Genomic DNA, 24,793 nt, shown 5'->3' with positions numbered 1-24,793 from the left:
ATGCCGATCCCCGACTTCATCCGAGACATCCGGGCCTCCGTGGGCAGCCAGCTGCTGTGGATGCCCGGAGTGAGCGCCATCGTCCTCGACGACGAGGGCCGCATTCTTCTGGGCCGCCGTGCCGACACGGGCCAGTGGTCCATCATCGGCGGCATCCCCGAGCCCGGCGAACAGCCCGCCGCGGCCCTGGTCCGCGAGGTCTGGGAGGAGACCGCCGTCCGGTGCGTACCGGAGCGGATCCTGCTGGTCGAGGCGCTGCAGCGGGTCACCTACCCCAACGGCGACGTCTGCCAGTTCATGGACATCTGCTTCCTCGCCCGCGCGGTGGGCGGCGAGGCGCGGGTCAACGACGACGAGTCGCTGGAGGTCGGCTGGTTCGAGCCGGACGCCCTGCCGGCGATGGAGGACTTCGCGGTGTCGCGCATCAAGCAGGCCGCGGCGGGCGGCCCGACGTGGTTCGAGGGCATCGGCCAGGGCTGAGCGCGTGAGCCGGGCGGCTCAACGTGTGATCGTCGGGGGAAACCCGCAAGGAGGGGAAGAAAAGGGGAGAGGCAGCAGATTTCACACGGTGAGGCGGTGGGAACGATGGAGCATCCCCTGGTGGTGGGTGTCGACGGATCCGACGGCAGCCTGACGGCCCTGGACTGGGCGGTGGACGAGGCGGTGCGCCTGCACCTGCCCCTGCGCGTGGTCTACGCGTCGCTGTGGGAGCGCTACGAGGGCCCGGTGCCGTCCACGAACGGCGAGTACCTCGCGGAGGAGGCCCTGGCCGAGCGCGTCGTCGCCTCGGCGGGGCAGCGCGCCGGACAGCGGGCGCCGCGCCTGGCCGTGGAGACCGTGCTGGCACCCGAGGACGCCGTGGAAGCGCTGCTGGCGGAGTCCCGCGAGGCCGCGGCCGTGATCACGGGTGCGTCGGGGCGCGGAGTCGTCAAGGAGCTGCTGCTGGGCTCGGTGAGCCTGGCCGTGGCCGGCCGCGCCCACGGCCCCGCCGTCGTGGTGCGGGGCGAGGAGCGGAACCTGCGGGGCGAGTGCGGCAGGGTGGTCGTCGGCGTCGGGGCCGAGGAGTCGGCGGCCGCCGTACGGTTCGCCCTGCGCGAGGCCGAGGCGCGAGGCTGCGAGCTCCAGGCGGTACGGGCCTGGCGTTTTCCCGAGCAGGAGCCCCTCGACCGCATGAGCATCCTGGACACCCAGACCCAGGCCCACGAAGACCGCGCCTCCGCCGCCCTGGCCGCCGCCTTGCGGGAGCCGCACCGCGCACATCCCGAGGTCACCGTCCGCCACACCACCGTCGAGGGGCCCGCGCACAAGGCGCTCGTCCGGCTCTCCGCCGAGGCCGACCTGCTGGTGCTGGGCGCCGCGAGCCGCCACGGCCACCGGGGGCTCCACCTGGGGCGGGTCGCCCACCGCGCGCTGCACCGCGCGGCCTGCCCGGTGGCGGTGGTGCCGAACAGGTGACGGCGCACGGGGCGAGGGCGCGCGGGTGAGGGCGCACCGCCCCCGCCCGGGGCGGGGGGCTCTGGCCGTCCGGGCGCCGTGGGCCGAAGCTGGAGGTGTGGACGCGGCGCTGGTCCGCAGCGCCGCCGCCCCGCCGGAAGAGAGCGTTCCGTGATCACTCGCATTCGCCTTCCCCTGCGGCACCTGGCACCGCCCGCCAAGCCGGGCCCTCCCGGTCCGCCCTCCGAGCCCCCGCCCCCGCCCCCGCAGCAGCCGGTACCCGGACGGTGGCGGTGGATGCTGCCGTTCATCCTGGTCAGCCTGGTGATCGTGCTGATGCTGACCCGCGGCCTGGCGGGCCCGGCCCGCAGCCAGGTCTCCTACAGCGACTTCGTCGCCAAGGTCGGAGCCGGTCAGATCCAGACGGTCGACATCAACGACAAGGGCGCGGTCGACGGCACCCTCAAGGACGGCAAGTCCTTCACCACCCAGATCCCCACCGCGCTGGGCTCCACCAACCTCGAACAGCAGCTCCAGGCACAGCACGTCAAGATCACCGCGACCCGGAGCGACACCAGCATCTGGCCCTCCCTCCTGGTGGCCTTCCTGCCGCTGCTGCTCCTGATCGGCTTCTTCCTGTGGAGCGTCCGCCGCACGGCCGGTTCGCTGACCGGCGGCATCAGCGCCATCGGCCGGTCCCGGGCGAAGATCATCGAAGCCGAGCGGCCGACCACCGGCTTCGCCGACGTGGCCGGATACGACGGCGTCAAGCAGGAGATCAGCGAGGTCGTCGACTTCCTGCGCCACCCCGAGCGTTACGCCCGCGCCGGGGCCAAGGGGCCGCGCGGCGTCATCATGGTCGGGCCGCCCGGCACCGGCAAGACGCTCTTCGCCCGGGCCGTCGCTGGGGAGGCGGACGTGCCGTTCCTGTCCATGACCGGTTCCGCGTTCGTCGAGATGTTCGTCGGCGTGGGCGCCTCGCGGGTGCGCGACCTCTTCGACGAAGCCCGCAAGCGCGCCCCCTCGATCATCTTCATCGACGAGATCGACGCCGTCGGCGGCCGCCGCGGGGGCGGCACCCGGCTCGGCGGCAACGATGAGCGCGAGCAGACCCTCAACCAGCTCCTCGCCGAGATGGACGGCTTCGACCAGGGCACCGGCATTGTGGTGCTGGCCGCCACCAACCGCCCCGACGCCCTCGACCCCGCCCTGCTGCGCCCCGGCCGCTTCGACCGGCAGGTGACCGTGCCGCTGCCCAACCAGGCCGAGCGGGCCGCGATCCTCACCGTGCACGCCCGCGGCAAGACCCTCGCCCCCGAGGTCGACCTGGACGTGGTCGCCCGCGCCACCCCCGGCTTCTCCGGCGCGGACCTCGCCAACCTCGTCAACGAGGCGGCCATCAACGCCGTCCGGGCCGACCGGTCGGTCATCCAGGCGCAGGATCTCGACGCCGCCCGGGACCGGGTGCTGCTGGGCCGCCGGGAGTCGTCCAACGCCCTGCTGCCCGAGGAGCGGCACTCGGTGGCCGTCCACGAGTCCGGCCACGCCCTGGTGGCCGCACTGTGCGAGCACGCCGACCCGGTCGCCAAGGTCACCATCCTGCCCTCCGGGGTGACCCTCGGCGTCACCGAGCAGCTCCCCGAAGCCGAGCGCCACCTCTACAGCGAGGCCTACCTCACCGACCTGCTGGCCGTCCGGCTGGCCGGCCGGTCGGCGGAACTGGTGGTCTTCGGCGAGGGCTCGACGGGCGCGGCCAACGACCTGGCCGGGGCCACCCAGATCGCGACCCGCATGGTCCGCGAGTTCGGGCTCTCTCCGACCCTGGGCCCGGTCGGCTACGCCTCCTCCTCACTGCAGTACCTCGGCGAGCCCACCCCGGAGGACCAGCTCCGGCGGCCCTACTCGGAGCAGACGCAGCGCATCGTCGACGAGGAAGTCGCCCTGCTCCTGCGGCGGGCCGAGGAGCGAGCCCTCGGCCTGCTCCGCGACCACCGCGCCGCCCTCGACCGGCTCGCGGACCTGCTGGTCACCCGGGAGACCGTCGACGGCGCCGTCGTGCTGGAGGTGCTCCGCAGCACGGTCCCCGCCCACCCCGCGGGCGGCGGCCCCTGACGGCGGTAGACGGGGACCAACGGCCCCCGGGGAAGGGCCCAGTGGCCGCTGAACCCGGCGGCCCGGGCCGTTCATGATCGGTTCCGGACCGACCGCACAGGCGACCTTAGAGGAGGCCGGGCCTCGTGAGCGTCACCCGGAACGACGACTACCACGCGCTGCTCGCACGCCACGACGCCATGCGGCTGCGACGGCGGTTGCTCGCCCCGGCACCGCAGCCCCCCGAGCCCCTGCCGTACGACGGCGCGGCCGACCAACGGCTGATCGCCGCACACCTGCACCTGGTGACGCCCCTGGACGAGCTCATCGCCCATCTCTACGAGGTGATGTTCCGGCGTCGGCCTGCCCTGCGGTCGCTGTTCCCCGACTCGATGGCCTTCCAGCAGGAACACCTTGAGGCAGCCTTCCGCCACCTCATCGAGAACCTGCACCGCCCGGACGAGGTCGCCGCCACCTTCCGGCAGCTGGGCCGCGACCACCGCAAGCTCGGGGTGCGGCCCGCGCACTACGCCTCCTTCGAGGAGGCCCTGCGCGAGGCGCTGCGCCGGTGCGCGGGCCCGCAGTGGCCCGCGGAGGCGGAGCGGGCGTGGCTGCGCATGCTGCGCTTCGCCGTCGGGGCGATGACCGACGGCGCGGACGCCGCGCTCGCCGAACCGCCCTGCTGGCAGGCGCTGGTGGTCGGGCACGAGCGCCGTCGGCCGGACCTGGCGGTGCTGCACCTGCGGACGAGCGAGCCCTACCCCTACCGGGCCGGGCAGCACGGCGCGCTGGAGTCGCCGCTGCTGCCCCGCGCCTGGCGGCAGTACTCGATGGCGGGCGCCCCGCGGCCGGACGACGCCCTGGAGTTCCACGTCCGCCGGACCGGCCCGGGCGGGGTGAGCGAGGCGCTCGTGGAGCGCACCGGCGTCGGGGACGTGCTGCGGCTGGGCCCGGCGGGCGGCACGGCGACGCTGGATGCGGACCTCTCGCGCGATGTGCTGCTGGTCGCGGGCGGCACCGGGCTCGCCCAGGCCAAGGCGCTGGTGCAGGAGCTGGCCGCCCGCCCGCAACCACCCCGCTGCGCAAGGCTGTTCGTGGGTGCGCGCACCCGCTCCGACCTGTACGACCTCCAATGGCTGGGCGAACTGCAGCAGCGCCGCCCCTGGTTGCGCGTGGTGCCGGTGGTCGGTGACGTCGCCGAAGTGGTGGGGCGGCACGGCGGCTGGTCCGAGTACGTGGCGTACGTCAGCGGACCGCCCGCCATGGTCCGCGCCACCGCGCGGCGGCTGACCGGCCTGGGCCTGCCCGCGGCCCGCATCCGGCACGACGCGCTGCCGGAGGCCGGACGAATCGGCTGACGGGCGTGACCTGACTGCCCGTCAAATAAGGCCGCAACGGCAGCCCGCCCGGGGTCGGCCATGCGTGGCCGGGCTCGCGAGTTCGTGCGCACGGCAGTTCCAGCATTCGCGGACAATACCGGTAGCAATTCATTGGCCCCGATTCGAACCATGCGGTGATTCCGCCTGCGTTCGCGCACTATCGAGAGAGGGGTCGCTTTGCTAAAGTGTCTGCTACGTGTTCTTCCGAACGCAGTTGGGGGTCAGTAAGGATGCACCGCAAAAGCATATGATCGACCGCCGACTCAAGTCAGCGAGTGCGACCGTTCCCGTGAACGGAATAGCGAGCCGACGTGCCAGAAGCCGAGGCGCTCTGACCCTTGATCAGGCTTTTGACCTGTAAGAAGCCTGAGGTCGCCATGGTTGCCGTCCGCTGCCGCGCTGCGCACCGTCCAACGCTCCGGGTGTATGGCGCGCCCTCGGTTCAGGGTGTTCTCGCCTGTCCGGGCTGAAACCAGGAACGCGCATGAGGAAATTTCGGGTGACCCGTAAGCTGCCGCTCTCATTGCGATTGCTATTGATCAATCAGTTTGGGATCGACATCGGGTTCTACCTCCTGATGCCGTTTCTCGCGGCCTATCTGGAGCAGGGGCTGGGAATGTCGGCCGCGCTCGTCGGCCTGGTGCTCGGGGCGCGGAATCTCAGTCAGCAGGGCTTGTTCATCCTCGGCGGGTCCGCGACCGACCGGCTCGGGCCGCGTGTGGTGATCATCGTCGGCTGTGCACTGAGAACGGTCGGCTTCGGGCTCTTCGCCTTCGGCAGCTCCCTGCCACTGCTCCTCGGCGCGTCCGTCCTCACCGGCGTCGCGGCGGCGCTCTTCTACCCGGCTGTTCGCACCTACGTCACCCAGGAGTCCGACGACCACAAGTCCGAGGCGTTCGCACTGCTCAACGTCTACGCCACCTGCGGTTCACTCATGGGACTCCTGCTGGGCAGCGTGCTGTTCCTGGCCGACTTCCGGGGCTGCGCCCTCGCGGTGGCGGCGGTCTTCGGGGCCCTGACCGTCGCGCAGGCCATGGTGCTGCCGCGGCACGAGGCCGCGCCCCGCAGGCCTTCGGCCACGGTCCTGGGGGACTGGCGGGAAGCTTTCTGCAACCGCCGGTTCCTGCTCTTCTGCTTCGCCACGACCGGCATGTTCACCGTGGAGAACCAGCTGTATCTGCTGCTGCCCGAAGGGGCGTTGCAGGCCTCCGGCTGGAAGGGGTCGCCAGGGGTGCTGCTGGCCATCGGCGCGATCGTCAACATGGTGTTCCAGCTCCGCATCACCCGGGCGCTGCTGAGAAACGGCGGCGGCACCCGCTGGGTGAGCTCCGGACTCGTCGTCATGGGGCTCGGGTTCGTACCGCCCCTGCTCATCTGCGGCACCGAACCGCCCAAGGACAGCCACGAGGCGGGGGCGAGGATGCTGGTCATGGTCGTCGGCGCGCTGCTGCTCTTCTTCGGCATCATGATCGCCCACCCCACGGTGCTGGAGATGGTCCCCGGCTTCGGCCGGGAACAGCTGACGGGCACCTACTTCGGCCTCTTCTACGTCTTCTCCGGCCTCGCCGCCACCGGCGGCAACGCCGTGGTCGGCCGGGCCATGGACCTGGGCGCACAGGCCGGCATGGCCTGGCTGCCCTGGATCTGCTGCGTCTCCTTCGGACTGGCCTCGGCAGCGGCGGTCGCCCTGCTCTACCGCTCCCGGCTGCTCCCCGAACGGCCCGTGGTCCCGTCGACCCCGGTGGCCGAGGGCGCCGCGGTCGCCCTCGCCAAGCGGATCGCCGGTCGCCGCCCGGCCTCCCCGGCCACCTCCTCGGCCGCCACCACCGCGAACGGCCCGGCACGCGCCATGGATCCGGCATCCCCCGTGGCCGACCAGGCGGCGGCCAGGCCCCAGGACCCGGCCCGGCTCCCCGGCCCCGCCCGCGCCACGGACGAGGCCACCGACCAGCCCCCGAGATAGGCACGGCCAGCGCCCCCGCCGTGCCCAACCCGCCGTATTCCGGCCGGATACGAGCGCCCACACCGCCTTGCCGTGCGCGCCGCGGCCCCATAAATTCGAAGATGAGGGGGTACTGCTTCCCCGGTCGGTGATCGGCCCTTACCGAGCAGCCTCGGGGAGGCGTCTTGGCGGACGTTGAGGACGGTCGCGCACATCCGGCAGGGCCGGGTGGAGCCCGCGGACCCTCCACCCCGGTGGTCACCCTGGAGATGTCCGTCGGCGGCCACCGCACCACTCTCCGGCTGAAGCTGGAGGCGCACGGCCCGTACGGATCCGTCAAAGGCCGTACCGCGCTCGCCCTGTGGGAGGACGTCGCCGACCGGGTGAACCCCGCGATCGGCATCGTCGAGTCCACCTCCGGCAACCTCGGCCTGGCGCTGGCCGCCGTCGCCGCGGCCCGCCGCGTGCCGTTCACCGCCGTCGTGGACCCGGTGATCAGCACCTCGCTGGCCGACGCGGTACGGGTCCTGGGCGGGCGCCTGATCACGGTGGACGAACCCGACGGCGCGGGCGGCTATCTGCTCAGCCGCCTGGCCCGCCTGCGCGAACTGCTGCGCGCCGAGCCCGGGCTGGTCTGGCCCGACCAGTACACCAACCCCGCCAGCCCGCTCGTCCACGTCCGGGAGACCGGGCCCGAACTGCGCGCCCAGATCGGCGAGCAGCCGGCCGACGTCCTGATTGCCGTCTCCACCGGAGGCACCCTGGCCGGATTCCGTCGCTACGCCGCCGCGGCCCGGCCTCCCTGGCGGCTCGTTGGCGTCGACGTGGGCGGCTCGGCGGCCCTCGGTGGCCGGCCCGGCCGGCGCGTCCTGCCCGGCATAGGCGCCAGCCGCCCCTCGGCCTTCCTGCCGGACGGCCACCGGCCCACCGTCCGGGTCACGCCGGACGAGGCGGTGAGCGCCTGCCTGTGGCTGGCGAAGTCCACCGGCATCGAGGTGGGCGGCAGTTCGGGGGCGCTGGTGGCGGCGGCCCTGCGCCTGCAGCGCCACCCGTACCGGCAGGCCCACACGGTCTGCCTGTGCCCCGACGGCGCCGACCGCTACCTCGACACCGTCTACGACGCGTCCTGGCGGGCCGGCAAGGGACTGACGGAGGTGGACGTGGCCCGCGACGCCGAGATCCTGTCCGTGGAGCGCGCCGCATGAACACGGCCCGGCCCGGCGGCGACTGGTACGAGCGGGCCACCGTGCGGGGCACACCCCGCCGCACGCTCGACGGCGAGCTGGAGGCCGGCCGGCACTTCTTCCCGCCCACCCTGGTGCCCTACTGCGGCCACCCCCGCGTCCGCGAGCTGCCCGAGCCCGCCCGCGCCGCCCTCCTGGCCAGGCACCTCTACCACTACCTCGGCTTCACCGCCCAGTTCGAGACGCGCGTGGTCAACCGCGCCACGGAACGCATCGCCGGAGGCCGCAGCGGCATGGACCTGCCCACCGCCACCCGCCTCGACGCCTACCGCATCTACTGCGACGAGGGCTACCACTCCCTCTTCAGCCTCGACGTCGTCGACCAGATCGCCCGCGCCTCGAAGATCCCGCCGCTCGCCTACGACTTCGGGCCCTACCTCGCCCGGCTCGACGCGGTCGGCGAGCACGCGCTGCCCGACGAACCCGTACTCGCCCGGCTCCTGCAGGTCGTCGTCTTCGAAACGCTGATCACGGCGATCCTGAACGACGTGCCGAAGGACCCCCGGGTGCTGACGCTCGTCCGGGAGACCGTCCGCGACCACGCCCGGGACGAAGCCTGGCACCACGCCTTCTTCACACGCTTCTTCCGCGAGCTGTGGGCCCGGGAGAGCGCCGGGCGGCGCGAGCGCATCGCCCGCTGCCTGCCGGGGCTGATCCGCTCCAGCCTGCTGCCCGACCTGCGCCCCGTCCGGGCCTCGCTCGCCGCCGCCGGGCTCGGGCCGCGGGCCGTCGCCGAGGTCGTACGCGACGCCTACCCGGCGGACACGGTGGACGAGGGCATCCGCGCCTCGTCCCGGCAGGCGGTCCACCTGTTCGAAGAGGCAGGCGTCATGGACGTGGCCGGCGGCCGCGAGGCGTTCGAGGCGGCCGGCCTGCCGCCGCGCCCCGGACCGCCCCGGACCCCGCCCCCGGACCCCGGCTGACCGGGCCCGCCCCGGACGAGCGGACCGGTTGCGGCGGGTGGTGTGCGGCCGACGGGCCCACGGAGAGGTGGATCGATGACCGAAGTCCGGCAAGAGCGCGGCCTGTTCACGCTGGCGGAGCTCGCACCGCCGCAGCTCGCCGGCCTGACCGCCCGCTCCGTCGAGCTGTTCCACGACGGCGGGGCCCACGAACGGCCGCTGGACGGCTGGGCGGTGGGCATGCTGTTCACCCAGACCTCCACCCGCACCCGCACCGCCTTCACCGTGGGCGCCCTCCGGCTCGGCGCCGCCCCCATCGCCTACGGCCCCGCCGACCTCCAGCTCAACACCGGGGAGTCGGTCGGCGACACCGGCCGGGTGCTGGGCTCGATGCTCGACGCCCTGGTGGCCCGCACCGCAGGCCCCCTCGACGAGCTCAGGGAGCTGTCCCGGCACGGCCGGCTGCCGGTCGTCAACGCCATGACGGCACAGGAACACCCGAGCCAGGGCGTCTGCGACCTCGCCACGCTCGCGCTCACCTTCGGCGACCTCAGCGGCATACGCGTCCTCTACGTGGGCGAGGGCAACAACACCGCGGTCGCCCTCGCCCACGCCCTCGCGACCGTCCCCGGCGCCCGCGCCACCTTCGCCACCCCCGCCGGATACGGGCTTCCCGACGCCGAACTGCAGGCCGCCCGGCAACGCGCCGAGAGCACCGGCGCGGCCGTCGAGCAGATCCACACGCTCGAACCGGCACCCCGCGAGGTGGACGTCCTCTACACCACCCGCTGGCAGACCACGGGCACCCGCAAGCCCGACCCCGGCTGGCGGGAGGACTTCCGCCCCTTCCACGTCGGCGAGGAGCTGCTCGACCGCTGGCCACGGGCGTCGTTCATGCACGACCTGCCCGCCCACCGCGGCGACGAGGTGGCGGCCCGGGTCCTGGACGGGCCCCGCTCACTGGCCTGGACCCAGGCGGCGATGAAGCTGTCCAGCGCGATGGCCGTCCTCGAATGGACGGCCGCCGCGCCGTGAGGACACCGGCGCCGCTGAACCGGACGGCCCGCCCGTCCGTACGCTCCACCACCACACGCCTCACCTCGCGACGGAGGTTCCCGTGCTCCCGCCCCTCACCCGCGTCACGGCCTACGAGCACCTGGCCGCCGAGGACTTCGTCCCGCCGTCCTCCCCGTGGGTCTTCTTCGAACCCGCCGACACCGAGACCGGCGTCTGGGTGGCCCGCGACCTCATCACCGACGGCTGCTCCGTCCTGGACCTCGGCTCGGGCAGTGGAGCCGCCGCCGCGGCGATGGCCCGGGCCGGGGCGGCACGCGTCCACGGCGTCGACTCCGGCCCGCAGACCGTCGCCTGGGCCACCGAGCACTACGCCTCCCGCAGCAGGCGCGGCCAAGTGACCATCGCCCAAGGCGACTTCGCGCTGATGACGACCGAGGAGCTGCTGGCCACCTCGCCCACCTGGCTGCCACGCCCCCTCGTCGTCACCAGCAACCCGCCCTACGTCCCCCTCACCGCGGCCGCCGACGCGCGCCGGCGGTCGATCAGCGGGGGACATGACGGCCTCAAGTGGGCTCCCGCCATCATCGGGCACGGCCGCGCGCTCCGCTGCGACCTGGGGCTGACGATCGGCAGCTACTCCACCCCGCGCACGGCGGTCCGGCTGCTGGAAGACGCCGGATACCGCATCGCGAGCATCACCCTGTGCCCCCTGCCGCTCGGCGACTTCACCCTGGAGCACATCGAACGCGTGCTGGCCCTTGAAGAAGCGGGCGAGGCGGTGCTGTGGCGTACGGGCGACGCCACGCCCGCCTACTTCATCGTGGGCCTGGCCTGCCGTTGGGCGGGCGCCGCCGCCGGCACCGGCGAGGACCGTCTCACCGGAGAGGGGCTGCTGCGGCTGCTGCGCACGGCCGCCCGCTCACGGACCACCCGCCTGGAGGCCCTGGACGAGCCCGGCACGGGCAGTCCGCCCGTGCCGCTGCGCGTGGTCGACCTGCCGCCGGCCCCCGTGCGCCGCCACTGGTGAGCGTGGCCGGGACGCGCTGCGCGCCCTCCCCGGTATTCGCACGGTCGCGGACCATCATGGGCGTGCGCGCGCGGCGTGGCGAGCGCCGTCGCGCACGAGAAGGCACGTCGAGCCATCGAGCACGAGGAAGGACACCCGCCATGCCCATCGCAACGGTGAACCCCGCCAACGGCGAGACGCTCAAGACGTTCGACGAACTGTCGCCCGAGGAGATCGAGCGGCGCCTGGCCGCCGCCGACCGGGCGTTCCGGCAGCACCGCACCACCACCTTCGCCGAACGCACACGGCTGCTCGACCGCGCCGCCGACCTCCTCGACGAGGACCGGGACGCCATCGCCCGTACCATGACCACCGAAATGGGCAAGCCGCTGGCGGCGGCCCGCGCGGAGGCCGCGAAGTGCGCGAAGGCGATGCGCTGGTACGCCGCGCACGCCGAGGGCCTGCTGGCCGACGAGAGCCCGTCCGAGGCGGAGGTGCGCGACTCCGGCGCCTCCCACGCCCGCGTGCACTACCGGCCGCTCGGCGTCGTCCTCGCCGTCATGCCGTGGAACTTCCCGCTCTGGCAGGTCGTCCGCTTCGCCGCCCCCGCCCTCATGGCCGGCAACGTGGGCCTGCTCAAGCACGCCTCGAACGTGCCGCAGACCGCGCTCTACCTGGAAGACCTCTTCCGCCGGGCCGGTTACCCCGACGGCTGCTTCCAGACCCTCCTGGTCGGTTCGGGCGCGGTGGAGGCGATCCTGCGCGACCCCAGGGTCGCCGCCGCCACCCTCACCGGCAGCGAACCCGCGGGCCGCTCGGTCGCGGCCGTCGCCGGCGACGAGGTCAAGAAGACGGTCCTGGAACTGGGCGGCAGCGACCCGTACGTGGTGATGCCGTCGGCCGACCTGGAGCGCGCCGTCAAGACCGCCGTGACCGCCCGGGTGCAGAACAACGGGCAGTCCTGCATCGCCGCCAAGCGCTTCATCGTCCACACCGACGTCTACGACGCCTTCGCCGAGCGCTTCACCGCCCTGATGGCCGCCCTGACCGTCGGCGACCCGATGGAGGACGCCACCGACGTCGGCCCCCTCGCCACCGAAATGGGGCGCGCCGACCTGGAAGAGCTCGTCGACGATGCCGTACGCCAGGGCGCCACGGCCCTGTGCGGCGGCCGGCGGCCCGCGGCGCCGGGGGAGCTGGCCCACGGCTGGTTCTACGAGCCCACCGTCCTCGCCGGAGTCACCCCGGCCATGCGCATCCACCGCGAGGAGGCCTTCGGCCCGGTGGCCACGCTCTACCGGGTGAACGGCGTCGACGAAGCGCTGGAGGTGGCCAACGACACGCCGTTCGGGCTGAGTTCCAACGTATGGACGCGCGACGAGGCGGAACAACAGCGCTTCGAACGGGACATGGAGGCGGGCGGCGTCTTCTTCAACGGCATGACCGCCTCCCACCCGGCCCTGCCCTTCGGCGGCGTGAAGCGATCCGGCTACGGGCGCGAGCTGTCCGGGCACGGCATCCGCGAATTCTGCAACGTCACCACCGTCTGGCACGGCGCGGAGCCCGGGACCGGGCGATGAGCACCGCGGCCGGGCCCGCCGCGCTGCTCGCCGAGGCCCAGGCGCTGCTGCCCGGCATCGTGGCGATACGACGGGAGATACACCGCAGGCCCGAAGTGGGCACCCACCTGCCGCAGACGCAGCGCACGATCCTGCGGGCTCTCGACGGCCTCGGGCTCACGGTGCGCCTCGGCGAGCGGCTCAGCTCGGTGACGGCCGTACTGGAAGGCGCCCGCCCGGGCCGGACGATCCTGCTGCGCGCCGACATGGACGCGCTGCCGCAACAGGAGGCCACCGGCCTGGACTTCGCCTCCGAAGTGCCCGGCGTGATGCACGCGTGCGGTCACGACGCGCACGTGGCCATGCTGATCGGGGCGGCCCGGCTGCTGGCCGCCCGCAGGGACCGGCTCGCCGGGCGGGTGGTGCTGATGTTCCAGCCCGCCGAGGAGCTCGGCGGCGGCGCCCTGCAGATGATCGAAGAGGGGGTGCTCGGCGGCGACGGCCCCGGTACCGCACCCGTGGACGGGGCGTTCGCGCTGCACATCAACTCCCGCCACGAGTCGGGCACGCTCCACCTGCGCCCCGGCACGCAGTACGCCGCCGCCGACACGCTGCACATCACCGTACGGGGGCGGGGCGGGCACGCCGCGGCGCCGCACAAGGCGCTGGACCCCATCCCGGTCGCCTGCGAGATCGTGCAGGCGCTGCAGACGATGGTCGCCAGAACGATCGGCGTCTTCGACCCCGCGATCGTCACCATCGGCCGGATCTCGGCCGGACGCGCCTACAACATCATCCCCGAGACGGCCGAGCTGACCGGCACCTACCGCACGCTCTCCGAGGACGGCCGCCGGACCGTGCGCGAGGGCATCGCCCGGGTCGCCCACGGGGTGGCCGCCGCCCACGGCATGACCGCGGACGTCCATCTCCCCGAGGGCTACCCGGCCGTCCGCAACGACCCCGCCTTCGCCGCCGCCGTGCACCGCGCGGCGACGGCCCTGCTCGGCCCCGGGCGGGTCCACGAGCCGTCCTGGCCCACGATGGGCGGCGAGGACGGCTCGTACGTCCTGCGGCGCGTCCCCGGCGCCATGGCCTTCCTGGGCGCCTGCCCGCCGGACCGGTCACCGGGCACGGCCCCGGACAACCACTCCGACCGGGTCGTGTACGACGAACGGGCGCTGGCCACGGGGACGGCGGTGCACTGCACGGTGGCGCAGGCCTTCCTGGCGGACGGCGCCGGGCCGGCCGGATAGGGCGTGGGGCGCCGGCGCCCGGACGTCAGCGCCCCCAGCGCAGCCCGGGCGTCTGCACCGGCGCATCCCACAGGCGCAGCAGCTCGTCGTCCACCTGGCACAGCGTCACCGATACGCCGGCCATGTCGAGCGAGGTGACGTAATTGCCGACCAGCGTCCGGGCCACCGGCACCCCGCGCTCGCGCAGCACGCGATGTGCCTCGGCGGCGAAACCGTAGAGCTCCAGCAGCGGCGTGCCGCCGGCCCCGTTGACCAGGACGAGCACGGGGCCGGTGGGGCGGCGGTCCTCCAGCACGGCGTCCACCGCGAAGTCCGCGATCTCGCCCGAGGTCATCATCGCGCGCCGCTCCCGGCCGGGCTCGCCGTGGATGCCGACGCCCAACTCCAGCTCGCCGGACGGCAGATCGAAGGTGGGGCTGCCCTTCGCCGGGGTCGTACAGGAACCGAGGGCCACCCCGAAGCTGCGCGAGGCCTCGTTCACGCGCCGTGCGATCGCCTCCACCCGCTCCAGCGGCGCCCCCTGCTCGGCGGCCGCGCCCGCGATCTTCTCGACGAAGAGCGTGGCCCCGGTGCCGCGCCGCCCGGCGGTGTACAGGCTGTCGGTGACGGCCACGTCGTCGTTGACGAGCACGCTGGCGACCTGGATGCCCTCGTCCTCGGCGAGCTCCGCGGCCATGTTGAAGTTGAGGACGTCCCCCGTGTAGTTCTTGACGATGAACAGCACCCCCGCCCCGCTGTCCACGGCGGCCGCGGCCCGCACCATCTGATCGGGTACGGGCGAGGTGAACACCTCCCCGAGGCAGGCCGCATCCAGCATCCCCACCCCCACGAACCCGCCGTGCAACGGCTCGTGCCCCGACCCGCCCCCGGACACCAGGCCCACCTTCCCGGGCACGGGCGCATCCCGCCGCACGACGACGCGCCGCTCCACGTCCACGGTCAACTCGGGGTGAACGGCAGCCATACCGCGCAGCGCATCGGCGACGACGGTTTCGGCTACGTTGATCAACATCTTCACGAGGGTCTCCTGAGACGGTGGACGCAAGGCCGGTGTGCTCTTGCGCACCAGTATCCGTGCCTGCCGCCGCGCGGCCGCGCCGGCTCGGGCGGCCGGTTCCCGGGCCGGCAAACGGCCGTCATCAGCGACGCCACAACACAGCCCCTATTTACGCTTACTAAACCAACCCGATTGAGTGATCGCCGGATTGGTGGCGAGTCTTGTATTCATATGTGGGTGTTAGCCGCATGAGGGGATGATGGGGCTGGGGCGGTCCGCGATGGCGGCCGTCGTGCGCGCCAGGAGCGGTTCGTGGAGGGCCGGTCGCAACGGTGTCATCCCAGAGGGAGGGAAGCAGATGGGATCTGCCGTTACCTTCGCCGTCACCTTCGAGGAGCTCGGCCGGATTTCCGGCGAGGTGCTTCCCGCACGGACCGTGCTGTCGAGCGTGTCACCGGTGGGGACCGACAATCCGATGTATCCGATGCTGGTGCGGACCGAGCACGGAGCCACCGTCGCCTATGCCTGTCAGTACCACCAAGAGGCGGGCAGCCCGGGCCTGATGGCCGCTCTGGGGCTGGCCCCCAGTTCCCCCGCCTACACCGTGACCTGTGTTCCCGCGGCAATCTCCAGTCATTGACCGTCGCACCCTATCGCGTATGTGATGCCGGACCGCTGCGGACTGCCCCGAATTCCACGGGAGTTAACCAGCGGTCAAACAAGGACTCGTTCCTGACGGGGAATTCAGGGGCGACTGGCCGGACGGCCGGCTTGGCCGTCCGGTCGCGGAAGAACGACGAAAGGGGAATGGGATGGGAAACGCGATCAGCTTCGAGGAGCTCGACAACATCGCGGGTGAGGTGCTGCCCGAGCGGACGGTCATGGGCGTGGTGGCCACTCCGTTCAACGACCTCGGTGGCGGTCCCGACGGCGGCTCCGGCAGTGCCGGTGCCAGCAGCGGCGCCGCGGCGAACTCGGGCGGAGGCGTGTTCGCCCCCGCACCCAGCGACCACGGCACCACGATCCTGTCGTCCTGCCAGTCCATCGACCGCCAGGGGACCCCAGGCCTGTTCGGCTCCCTCGGCCTGGGCTCCGAGAACCCGGCCGCCGGTGTGACCTGCACCCCCGCGGCCATCTCGAGCCACTGACCGGCTAGCCGCTCGTCGCACATGCCCGGGGATGGGCCGAAGGCTCCGGCCCATCCCCGCCCTTTCGCAAAGCCGTCCGCCCGCCGCCCCCCGGAGAGCTCCCATGTCCGTGCCATCCACCTCGCGCGCCGGAAAGGCCGGTCCGTCGCCGGTGCAGCGCGTGGTCCCGGCAGACCGGGGCGGGGAGCCCGCGCTTGTGGCCGGCACCGAGCTGGTCGGCGAGTTCGAGGACTCCGGCTACCGCGAGCCGCCCCAACTGGTCTGCCGCCCCGACGGGCAGCTGGTCCGGCTGCCCGCCCTGCTCTACCAGGTCGTCAAGGCTCTGGACGGCGCCCGGCCTGCTCGCAACCGGCCCGGCCCCGAGTCGGTCATGGCGCACGTCGCCGATGAACTCAGCCGTGAGACGGGCCGGAAGTTCACCACCGAGCACGTCGCCTTCCTCATCGACGAGAAGCTCGCACCTCTCGGCGTCACCACCCACAGCGACGGCTCGCCCCCTCCGCCCACCCCCAAAAGCGCCCCGTTCCTCGCCTTCCGGTTCCGATTGGCAGTGCTGCCGGAGCGCGCGACCTGGTTCCTCTCCGGCCTCTTCGCGTGGCTTTTCCGTCCGCCGTTGGTATTCCTCGCCGCTTGCGCATTCCTGGCGGGCGAGGTCTGGCTGTGGACGACGCAGAACACCGCAGCCGCACTGCAGGCGGTGTTCTTCTCTCCGGCCAGTGTCCTCTTGGTCGTCTTCCTGGCCGTCGCCTCGTGTGCCTTCCACGAATTGGGCCACGGTGCGGCATGCCGGTACGGAGGCGTACGGCCGGGCGCCATGGGGTGCGGCATCTATCTGGTGTGGCCCGCTTTCTACACGGACATCACCAACTCCTACCGGCTGGGCCGCGCGGGGCGCATCCGGGCCGATCTGGGCGGCGTCTACTTCAATGCGCTGTTCGTCCTCGGACTGCTCGCCCTCTATGCGGCGACGGGATTCCAGCCCCTCCTCGTGGCGGTCCTCTCCGTTCACCTCGAAATCATTCAACAGCTCCTGCCCACGCTCCGGTTCGACGGCTATTACATCGTGGCGGATCTGGTCGGAATCCCCGACCTCTTCAAGTACATCGGCCCCATCCTCAAGCGGGTCTTCCTCCGGCGCCCGCTCGACGACCGGCTCCGTGCCCTGAAGCGGTGGCCGCAGATCGTCGTCGCGGTCTGGGTCCTCTTTTTGGTGCCGGTGCTCGTCCTCCAGCTGGGCATGGTGCTGATCAACATGCCCCAGCTGCTCGTGGCCGACTGGCAGAGGATCGGCCTGCTGATCGATAGCGCCGGCGCATCCGGCAGCCACCTCCTCGGCACGGTCGCGGCATGCCTGCAGATCCTGCTGCTCACGCTGCCCATCGCGGGGCTGACGCTGGCGTCGGCGCGGCCCGTACGCGCCCTCGTCCGCCTTGCCTTCCGCCGCGGGGCGAAGAATCCGCCGACGCGGCGGTGCGACCACGGTTCCCGGTAGATGTTTACGGCAGAGTGGTACGTATGACACATTTCGCTGCCAGAACATCCTGGTTCCTGCGCGTGGGCGCGAGCGTGGCGGGCGCCCTGGCCCTCCTCGCCGCTGCCGTGCCCCCGGCATCCGCGGGAGGAAGCACCTGCTCGGGCCAGGCCTGCATCCTGGTCGAGGGCTCCGGCCTCTACGTCTCCCGGGTGACGGCGACGCCCGCGCAAGACGCCCAGTTCTACGGCCACTTCCGGATGTACGGCGGGGGAGTGAACGGCGACAGCGCGGTACAGGTGTGGCACAAGGGCTCGCGGTACACCCTGGCGCTGGGGCACGGAGTGCCCGACCACACCAAGTTCTGCGTGGAGGCGTGGGAACACATCAACGACCAGAAGCGGCAGGTCGGGCGGACCTGCGTGGACATTCACGCGTAGACGCACAGAGGCAGGCACCCACGACGGGAAGCGCCCCGCGCCGGGGCGCTTCCCGCTGACGGCCGACCGTCAAGTCTGCTTGGCGAAGGCTGCCTGGGCCACCTGGCTCTTCGGGTCGAGCAGCAGCACATCGCCCTGGGCCTGTGCCTGTTGGAGCTTCGGGTAGAGCTCGGAGTCCTGGGCGGCGTAGAGCACGTGGACACGGGCGTCACCCTTGCCGCGCTTGTCCACCGGCGCGACGGCCACCGTCTGGCCCTGCTCGTCGTTGACCCACAGCTCGAAGTCGTCCATCTTGAAGAAGCCGATCTCCGTGATCGGACTCGGGTAGTGATGGACTCCACCGCCACTGGGCAATTCGGCGCTGTGGTCCTTGTGCTCCAGCGGAACGCTGGCGTTGCAGATCGAGTCCGTCCAGTTGGCCACCCCCGCGGCATCGGTGATGGGGGTGTCCAGCAGTTCCCGGATCCCGAGTTCCTCGACCGCCTGCGGGAACGCCGTATAGATGCGACGCGCGTTCTGCCGCAGCAGATCGACCTTCGCAGGGTCGGCACAGAACTGCGCGGACCATTCGATGCCGACGAGATTGCGGACCATGAACCACCCGTCGTCGTCCTTGAGCCACAGACCGCCACCGTGATGGTCCTCGACCGGCTCCGGCCCGTAGAACGGATGGTCGAGCGTGGCCAGCAGCTCGTGCATGCGCTTGCGCGACGCGATGTATGCGGGAGAGTCCTGCCGGGGCGCGTGCCCGGGGATGTTGATCTCCCAACCCAGCTTCTCGGCCTCCGTGTGCGGCTGGCTGGGGTCTGCTTTGGCGTTCGTGGCATCCGCAGCCATGAAAATCCCTTCCCTCCGCTTTAGGCGCATATACGGCTATTTCAAGCCTGCGCCTCACCCAGGAACGAGTCAAGGCGGGGGCCGGTGGGCCGCCTCAGCCGCGGATGCGCACCCCGTGGCGGGTGCGCAGGATGTGGAGTTCCCAGCAGGAGACGGCGGTGACGGACAGCGGTCCGCCGAGGAAAGCTGCGATCTTCACGGCCAGCGGCCCGTTCGGCAGGCCGTCGCCGAGCTGGACGAAGCTGAGCACCCACACGAGGACGGCGGTGAGGATGGCCGGCAGCGAGGCATGCACATCAGCGGTGTTGAAGGCATAGCGGGCGGCGGCACCCGAGGCGAAGAAGAGGAAGCACGCCGCCCAGACGAGGAGCGGGATGCCCACGACCAGAACGACCAAGTAGACGAGGAGCTGCAGAACAGCGTGCTGTTGCAAGGCCTTCGCCAGCACGGACAGTCCGAAGAATGCGGCGAGGGCTCCGGCAGGGACCCCCAGGTACCAGCCGATGGCCTTGAGCGGATGGCGCAGGCGCGAGCGCAACAGCGCCCGGTGCTGCGGCGGGGCGTACCAGATGAAGGCGGCGACGACGAGGGGGCCGACGAGCAGCAGCACCAGGGGTGCCACGAATACCTTGGTGAACCCGTCCTCGAACACCCCGCTCCAGCCGCCGTCCACGCCGTAGACGGATATCAGCAGGAACGTCGTCACCGCACCGGCGATGGCACGTGCCTTCTGGACGCGGTCGATGGCCGGGTCGTGCACCCGGTGGGTGCCGGGAGCGGCGAAGATGCCGTTGGCCCGGCCACGGGCACTGACTACGGACCCCAGACAGCCGGTACCGCCGGCCGCCGTCATCTGGTGTCTCAGCCCCACGAGACGTCCTCCCCTGTGAAGATCTTTTGTCGAGATCCCGGGGAGTGTATGCGGTCCTTCGCCGCCTACCCTGCCCCTCCGAACAGCTGCGTCCAGTACGTGCCCGCTCGGCCGCCGCCTGCGAAGCCGATGCCCAGGTGGGTGAAGTCCGGTTTCAGGATGTTGGCGCGGTGGCCGGGGCTGTTCATCCAGCCCTCGACGACTTCCGACGGGGAGCGCTGGCCGCAGGCGATGTTTTCGCCGATGGCGCGGTGGGGGCATCCCGCGGCCGCCGCCCGGTCCCAGGGCTCGCGGCCTTCGGGAGAGGTGTGGGAGTAAAAATCGCGGACGGCCATGTCGGTGCTGTGGGCCTGGGCCGCGGCGGACAGGCGGGTGTCGGGGGAGAGCGGGGGCAGTCCGGCGGATGCCCGTTCGGCGTTGGTGAGGGCGAGGACCTCGGCCGTGGTCGAGGCCAGACCGTCGGCGGTGAGGGGCCGGGCCCACACGGCCGTCCAGAAGGTGGTGCCCGTACGGGGGTCCGTCGCATGGGCGACGCCGACGTCGGAGTATGCCGCGCTGACCAAGGGGCCCCGCGCGCGGGCGTCGCTCGTGCAGTAGTCCGCGAACTCCGCGGGGGCGCGGGGGCCGGACACCAGGTGCTCGGCTATGGAGAGGTAGGAGTAGCCGCAGGCGGTCACCCGCTGGAAGACGGAGAGCCCCTCCGGGCCCTCGGCGTCGAGCCGGCCCTGCCGGGCCATGCCCGCCGCATGGAGGCCTGCCGCCGTCACCAGCCGCGGCTCCGCAGCTACCGGGGCCACGCCCTCCTTCGCGCGCAGGGCGTTGACCAGCACCGTGAAATCCCGTGCGGCGCCGGGCACGGAGGTGTCTTCCCGAGGCTCATCCGCCCGGTCCTCCGCCACGTCCACGCCGAAGTCGCGGGCCACTCCCGCCAGCCCGTCCGCATACCCCTGCCCCAGGGCCCGCAGCTTCCATCCCGTGCCGCGGCGGTAGACCTCCGCGAGCAGCAGCACGGTCTCGCGCGAGGACGGCGGCGGCGAGAAACGGGCCAGCAGCCGCCCGCCCGGCCCCGTGACGGTCATCGCGGGGGCGGGAAGCCGGCCCAGGGGCGTGTGCGGATCGGCCGGGCTGAGGACGACCGTGATGCGGCTCGCCCCCGGGCGCAGGCGCTGCCGGTCCACGGCCAGGGCGCCGGTGCGCAGGCGGACACCGGGAGCCGTCGGCTGGTTGTAGAAGACGAAGTCGCCGTCGCCGCCGACCTTTCCGTCCTCGCCCGTCACCAGCGCCGACAGGTCGAACGGGCCCGCCACCTCGATGGCGAGCGCGCCCTCGGGAAGGGCCAGATTGCCCCCCGGCACCAGGTCGCTCATGGACACCGCCCTTTCCGTACGCCCACACGATCCGCCGGGACAACGTCCCGTGGTCCCGTCGCGGTTCCGGACGGCTTTCTGCGGGCTCGTGGCGCGCCGCCACGGGCCGCTGCCCGACTGTTAACATCCGTGTCGGCCCGGCCGGGAGGGGAGACCCGGCGTGTGCCGTCGTTGGGGGGAGTGGCATTGAAGGACGAGGAAGGCCCGCCGGAGCGCCGCTTGACGATGGCGGAGAAGCTCGGCCATCTGCTCACGCTGCGCGCCGAGTTGGGGGACGACGGCAAGCCGTCCTACAAGAAGCTGGCGGCTGAGATAGCGGCGCAGTCGGGCGAGACGTTCTCCGGCGCGTATCTGTGGCAGCTGCACCGCGGAGAGCGCACCAACCCGACGCTCCGCCATCTCACCGCGCTCGCCGCGTACTTCCGGGTGCCGGTCTCGTACTTCACCGACGACGACCTGGCCCGGGAAATGATCGAGGAGGAGGACCTGGCCCGCCGTGAGCTGGACAAGTCCATGACCGAGGCGGGGGTGAGCGCGGTGTACCTGCGGGGCGACCTCGCGGCCCTGTCGCCGGAGGGGAAACGGATGGCCGCCGAGATGATCCGCCGGCTCCGGGAGCTGGAACAAGGGACACGTAAGCCGCCGCACCGGTGAGCCGGGCTCCCGGCAGGGCGCAGAATCGTTACCGGGTCATGTGCCCTCCTGTTCCGACCATGCCTGGGAAGTCGAGTCAGATGCGCTGGAGAAGGCTTCGCCGCCGCTGTCAGAAGGCGATAGCGCAAGTGGCGCTGCCCGAGCCGTTCTCCGCGCGGGAGTTGTGCGCCCGCTTGGCCGAGGAGCGCAACCGCCCCTTGGAGCTGCTCCCGCTGCCGAAGCCGACCGTCCCCGGCACCCCGTCGGGAATGTGGCTGGCCACCGAAGCGGGTGATTACATCTTCTACGACGCCCAGACCAGTGCGTTGCACCAGGAACACATCATCGTGCACGAGATCGGGCACATGATGTGCGACCACCGGTCCGCGGGCGACGGACAGCGGCTCTACCGGCATCTGGACATCACCGATCCCCGGTCCGTCCGTACGGTGCTGCCCCGCATCCGCTACTCCGACGTCCAGGAGCAGGAAGCCGAGATGATCGCCAGCCTCATCCTGGAGGCCGCGGGCCGGATCCCGGCCCCGGCCCGGCTGTCGGGAACGCTGGGCGGGCTCGAGTCCGCCATGGGGCTGCGGGGTGCCGGACGACGGGGAACGGATATGCCGTGCTCGCGTGGTTAGAGCCCGTCGGCATCGCCGTCCTGTGGGCCGTGGTGCTCGTCCGCGCACCGCAAGGCATCCCCCGCCGGGAGCAACGACCGCTGTGGCTCGCCCTCGTCATGATCGCGCTCGCGATGTCGCTGCACCTGGAACCGGTCACCGAGGCCCTGGGCAGGGTGCCCGGGGGCGAGCACCGGGTCGACCTCGCCACCCATCTATTGAGCATCGTCGACGCGGCGGCGGTGCTGTGGTTCGTGTGCGGGGCCGCCGGACGGCACCGGCACACCCGCCTGGTGTTCGGCTCCGCGCTCGCCGTCATGGCCGTCCTGGTGGCGCTGGACGCCGCTGCACCCGTGCACGCGCGGAACCGGATCGACCCCTCGCCCGCCGCGGCGGGCGTGCCCGACGCCTACTGGTGGCTGTTCTTCGCCTTCCACCTGCTCGCGGACACCACCTGCGGCTTCGTGTGCTGGGCCTACGGGCGGCCGGGGACGCCCCGGCCGCTGCGGTACGGCCTGCGCCTGTTCGGCACGGGCATTCTGCTGGCGTCACTGCTGTGGGTCTGCAAGCTCGTCTATCTGGCGACCCGCTCGGACGCCCTCGCCCCGCTCTTCCCACTGATCACGGGGTGCGAGGCGCTGTGCATGGCGGCCGGTGCGGTGCTGCCGGAGGTGACACGGGTGCGGGAGTGCCTGTGCCACCTGCGGACCCACCGCCAACTGGAGCCGCTGTGGCGGGACGTCACGGCCGCGGCACCGGATGTGGTGCTGGGGCCGGGCAGCCTGCGCCGTGCCGTCGCGCTGCCGGTCCACCTGCGGATGTACCGACGGGTGATCGAGATCAGGGACGCGCTGATCGTCCTGCGGGGCTACGTCACCCCGGCCGCCCGCGACCTGGCCGAACGGCTCGTCGCCGACCGCGGCGTACGCGGCGCCTCCGCCGAGGCCACTGTCGCCGCCTGCTGCATCGCTGCCGCCCTGCAGGCCAAGCGTGACGGCCGGCTTCCGGAGCCCCGGGAAGCCGGCTTCACCGGCCCCGAAGCGAGAGGTCTCGCTCAGGAAGTCGAGCAGTTGCTCCTGATCGCGTCGGCCTATCGGTCGCCGGCCGTGCAGGCGTACCGGGACGGGCTTGGTGACCTGGCGCCGCAGGCACAGAGGCGCTGACGTCAACGCCCCCCTATTCATGACACATTAATGGCATTGTGCGGTGAATCGGTTGTCTGGTGGCGGCGACCTGGATACGGTCTGGACAAGTTCGGCATCAGCTGGTGTGAACAGCGCTCCGGGGCGCGGCTCGTGTCGGCTGACGATGGCAGGGCGCCGCATCACGTCATCTCGTTGCGCAGCACCGCAGAGGAGCCGGCACGTCATGGATCGCTTTCCGGTCGTTTCAGGTCCGCCCGCCGTTCCCGCCACGCTGCCGGCCGTGGGCGTGCCGCCGGTGGTGCGTGCCGGGCATCCGCCCCGGCAGCGCACGGCCACGCTGCCCGTGGCATCCCTCCTCCCCGCCGATTCACCGCGCCTGCGCGGCCAGAACGCCCGTCACGTACGGCTGTTGGCCGGGCTGGAGGCGGTGCTGCCGCCCATCGTCGTGCACGCACCGACGATGCGGGTGATCGACGGCATGCACCGCCTGCGCGCCGCCGAGCTCAGGGGCGACGACCACATCGAAGTCCGGCTCTTCGACGGCGACGAGGAAGAGGCCTTCCTCCTGGCGGTGATGCTGAACTCGGCCAACGGCCTTCCCCTCGACCAGGCCGACCGCCTGGCCGCGGCGGCCAGGATCATCGCCGCCCACCCCGACTGGTCCGACCGCAGGATCGGCAAGGCCTGCGGTCTCGTCGCGGGAACCGTCGCGGCCGTCCGCAAGCGTTCGACTGTGCAGGGAGAACAGTCGAAAACGCGGGTGGGCCGGGACGGCCGTGCCAGGCCCGTCGACCCGGCCGAGGGCCGGATGCGGGCCGGCCGTCTGCTGGCCGCCTGCCCCGGACGGCCGCTGCGCGAGCTCGCGGAACTCGCCGGGATCAGCCTGTCCACGGCCAAGGACGTACGGGACCGGGTGCAGCAGGGCAGGGATCCGCTGCCCCCGAGGCTGCGAGGTGCCCTGGACGGGTCCGAACCGGCCGCCGCGGCAGAGGCGGAGAAGGGGCTGCAGCCCGTCTGCGACACCGCAACCGGTTTGCCAGGGCTGTTACGCCGCGACCCGTCCATGCGGACGGACGCGGGACGGACCCTGATCCACCTGCTGAGCGCCTCCCATGCGATCGGCGACCGTGCCGCGTGGCACCGGCTGGCGCAGTGCGTGCCCCGGCACCGCCGGGCCGTGATCGCCCGGGCCGCCCGCGCCTGCGCCGAGCGATGGACGCTGCTCGCCAACGTGCTGGAGGAGAAAGGACCGTGACCGGTCAGCCGCTTCCCAGTAGCGCATCGAGGTCGTGCAGGGCCTGGTCGGCCTCCGCCGCGACCGATGCGTCGTCGGGTGCCGCGCAGACCCCCATGAACAGTGAGATGACGCGGTCCCTCGCCTGCTCCGGCGTGAGTTCCGTACGCGCGTTGTCGGCCATGAGTTCACTCCTGTGTCCG

Annotated in this window: 24 protein-coding genes; 19 read left to right on the top strand and 5 right to left on the bottom strand. The window is 72.3% G+C overall.

Features of this window, described 5'->3' with window-relative positions; all coding sequences use genetic code 11:
* The 11 genes from FHS39_RS13525 to FHS39_RS13475 all read left to right on the top strand — a co-directional run bounded on the left by FHS39_RS13525 (nucleotide 1) and on the right by FHS39_RS13475 (nucleotide 13,827).
* A complete protein-coding gene (locus FHS39_RS13525) occupies nucleotides 1-480 on the top strand; it encodes an NUDIX hydrolase (protein ID WP_184349564.1) in 480 nt (159 codons plus the stop codon).
* Nucleotides 481-585: 105 nt separating this feature from the next.
* The gene (locus FHS39_RS13520) at nucleotides 586-1,455 is read left to right on the top strand and encodes a universal stress protein (RefSeq protein WP_184349563.1); all 870 of its coding nucleotides are present in this window, start codon (nucleotides 586-588) and stop codon (nucleotides 1,453-1,455) included.
* A 276-nt stretch (nucleotides 1,456-1,731) separates the two neighbouring features.
* A complete protein-coding gene (gene ftsH, locus FHS39_RS13515) occupies nucleotides 1,732-3,546 on the top strand; it encodes an ATP-dependent zinc metalloprotease FtsH (RefSeq protein ID WP_246470189.1) in 1,815 nt (604 codons plus the stop codon).
* A 125-nt stretch (nucleotides 3,547-3,671) separates the two neighbouring features.
* A complete protein-coding gene (locus tag FHS39_RS13510) occupies nucleotides 3,672-4,883 on the top strand; it encodes a globin domain-containing protein (protein ID WP_343069560.1) in 1,212 nt (403 codons plus the stop codon).
* A 505-nt stretch (nucleotides 4,884-5,388) separates the two neighbouring features.
* Nucleotides 5,389-6,867, top strand: a complete 1,479-nt coding sequence (locus tag FHS39_RS25735; protein ID WP_184349561.1) for an MFS transporter — start codon at nucleotides 5,389-5,391, stop codon at nucleotides 6,865-6,867.
* A 233-nt stretch (nucleotides 6,868-7,100) separates the two neighbouring features.
* A complete protein-coding gene (locus tag FHS39_RS13500; protein ID WP_184349560.1) occupies nucleotides 7,101-8,051 on the top strand; it encodes a pyridoxal-phosphate dependent enzyme in 951 nt (316 codons plus the stop codon).
* Nucleotides 8,048-9,013, top strand: coding sequence for a diiron oxygenase (locus FHS39_RS13495; protein WP_184349559.1), 966 nt, complete (start codon nucleotides 8,048-8,050; stop codon nucleotides 9,011-9,013). The genes FHS39_RS13500 and FHS39_RS13495 overlap by 4 nt, the downstream gene beginning before the upstream one ends.
* A 75-nt stretch (nucleotides 9,014-9,088) precedes the next feature.
* Entirely contained in the window at nucleotides 9,089-10,027 is a 939-nt protein-coding gene (locus FHS39_RS25730) for an ornithine carbamoyltransferase (protein WP_184349558.1), read from the top strand.
* 82 nt (nucleotides 10,028-10,109) lie between these two features.
* Nucleotides 10,110-11,036, top strand: coding sequence for a methyltransferase domain-containing protein (locus FHS39_RS13485; protein ID WP_221462694.1), 927 nt, complete (start codon nucleotides 10,110-10,112; stop codon nucleotides 11,034-11,036).
* A gap of 140 nt (nucleotides 11,037-11,176) precedes the next feature.
* The gene (locus FHS39_RS13480) at nucleotides 11,177-12,595 is read left to right on the top strand and encodes an NADP-dependent succinic semialdehyde dehydrogenase (protein ID WP_184349557.1); all 1,419 of its coding nucleotides are present in this window, start codon (nucleotides 11,177-11,179) and stop codon (nucleotides 12,593-12,595) included.
* Nucleotides 12,592-13,827 carry a M20 metallopeptidase family protein gene (locus FHS39_RS13475; RefSeq protein ID WP_184349556.1) on the top strand — a complete coding sequence of 412 codons (1,236 nt, stop codon included), beginning with the start codon at nucleotides 12,592-12,594 and terminating at the stop codon, nucleotides 13,825-13,827. The genes FHS39_RS13480 and FHS39_RS13475 overlap by 4 nt, the downstream gene beginning before the upstream one ends.
* A 25-nt stretch (nucleotides 13,828-13,852) precedes the next feature.
* On the opposite strand, the gene dhaK is transcribed toward FHS39_RS13475, so the two are convergent.
* Nucleotides 13,853-14,845 carry a dihydroxyacetone kinase subunit DhaK gene (gene dhaK, locus FHS39_RS13470; protein WP_184349555.1) on the bottom strand — a complete coding sequence of 331 codons (993 nt, stop codon included), beginning with the start codon at nucleotides 14,843-14,845 and terminating at the stop codon, nucleotides 13,853-13,855.
* A 337-nt stretch (nucleotides 14,846-15,182) separates the two neighbouring features.
* Here dhaK and FHS39_RS13465 point away from each other — a divergent pair, with 337 nt between their 5' ends.
* The 4 genes from FHS39_RS13465 to FHS39_RS13450 all read left to right on the top strand — a co-directional run bounded on the left by FHS39_RS13465 (nucleotide 15,183) and on the right by FHS39_RS13450 (nucleotide 17,883).
* Nucleotides 15,183-15,464 (top strand): hypothetical protein, encoded by a 282-nt coding sequence (locus tag FHS39_RS13465; protein ID WP_184349554.1) that lies wholly within the window; start codon nucleotides 15,183-15,185, stop codon nucleotides 15,462-15,464.
* Between the two features lie 172 nt (nucleotides 15,465-15,636).
* The gene (locus tag FHS39_RS13460; protein WP_184349553.1) at nucleotides 15,637-15,972 is read left to right on the top strand and encodes a hypothetical protein; all 336 of its coding nucleotides are present in this window, start codon (nucleotides 15,637-15,639) and stop codon (nucleotides 15,970-15,972) included.
* Nucleotides 15,973-16,075: 103 nt separating this feature from the next.
* Nucleotides 16,076-17,464: a zinc metalloprotease gene (locus FHS39_RS13455; RefSeq protein ID WP_221462692.1), complete on the top strand. Its 1,389-nt coding sequence runs from the start codon at nucleotides 16,076-16,078 to the stop codon at nucleotides 17,462-17,464.
* A 23-nt stretch (nucleotides 17,465-17,487) separates the two neighbouring features.
* On the top strand, nucleotides 17,488-17,883 hold the full coding sequence (locus FHS39_RS13450; protein WP_184349552.1) for a hypothetical protein: 396 nt from the start codon (nucleotides 17,488-17,490) through the stop codon (nucleotides 17,881-17,883).
* A gap of 69 nt (nucleotides 17,884-17,952) precedes the next feature.
* Here FHS39_RS13450 and FHS39_RS13445 read toward each other — a convergent pair whose 3' ends face one another.
* The 3 genes from FHS39_RS13445 to FHS39_RS13435 form a co-directional block, all read right to left on the bottom strand.
* Nucleotides 17,953-18,720, bottom strand: coding sequence for a DUF6424 family protein (locus tag FHS39_RS13445; protein WP_184349551.1), 768 nt, complete (start codon nucleotides 18,718-18,720; stop codon nucleotides 17,953-17,955).
* A gap of 94 nt (nucleotides 18,721-18,814) precedes the next feature.
* A complete protein-coding gene (locus FHS39_RS13440; protein WP_184349550.1) occupies nucleotides 18,815-19,591 on the bottom strand; it encodes a hypothetical protein in 777 nt (258 codons plus the stop codon).
* A 65-nt stretch (nucleotides 19,592-19,656) separates the two neighbouring features.
* Entirely contained in the window at nucleotides 19,657-20,958 is a 1,302-nt protein-coding gene (locus FHS39_RS13435) for a CAP domain-containing protein (protein WP_184349549.1), read from the bottom strand.
* Nucleotides 20,959-21,144: 186 nt separating this feature from the next.
* Between FHS39_RS13435 and FHS39_RS13430 the strand changes: the two genes are divergently transcribed.
* The 4 genes from FHS39_RS13430 to FHS39_RS13415 all read left to right on the top strand — a co-directional run bounded on the left by FHS39_RS13430 (nucleotide 21,145) and on the right by FHS39_RS13415 (nucleotide 24,611).
* Nucleotides 21,145-21,612 carry an XRE family transcriptional regulator gene (locus FHS39_RS13430; RefSeq protein ID WP_184349548.1) on the top strand — a complete coding sequence of 156 codons (468 nt, stop codon included), beginning with the start codon at nucleotides 21,145-21,147 and terminating at the stop codon, nucleotides 21,610-21,612.
* Nucleotides 21,613-21,740: 128 nt separating this feature from the next.
* Nucleotides 21,741-22,232, top strand: coding sequence for a hypothetical protein (locus tag FHS39_RS13425; protein WP_184349547.1), 492 nt, complete (start codon nucleotides 21,741-21,743; stop codon nucleotides 22,230-22,232).
* Complete coding sequence (locus tag FHS39_RS13420) at nucleotides 22,217-23,374, top strand: MAB_1171c family putative transporter (protein ID WP_184349546.1); 1,158 nt, start codon at nucleotides 22,217-22,219, stop codon at nucleotides 23,372-23,374. The genes FHS39_RS13425 and FHS39_RS13420 overlap by 16 nt, the downstream gene beginning before the upstream one ends.
* Nucleotides 23,375-23,579: 205 nt before the next feature.
* Complete coding sequence (locus tag FHS39_RS13415; RefSeq protein WP_184349545.1) at nucleotides 23,580-24,611, top strand: ParB/RepB/Spo0J family partition protein; 1,032 nt, start codon at nucleotides 23,580-23,582, stop codon at nucleotides 24,609-24,611.
* 4 nt (nucleotides 24,612-24,615) lie between these two features.
* On the opposite strand, the gene FHS39_RS13410 is transcribed toward FHS39_RS13415, so the two are convergent.
* Complete coding sequence (locus tag FHS39_RS13410) at nucleotides 24,616-24,774, bottom strand: hypothetical protein (RefSeq protein WP_184349544.1); 159 nt, start codon at nucleotides 24,772-24,774, stop codon at nucleotides 24,616-24,618.
* Nucleotides 24,775-24,793 lie beyond the last annotated feature (19 nt).

It is taken from the genome of Streptomyces olivoverticillatus, from assembly GCF_014203555.1.
In the GTDB taxonomy this organism is placed as follows: Bacteria; Actinomycetota; Actinomycetes; order Streptomycetales; family Streptomycetaceae; genus Streptomyces; species Streptomyces olivoverticillatus.
This window is presented reverse-complemented; position numbering and strand designations above follow the sequence as displayed.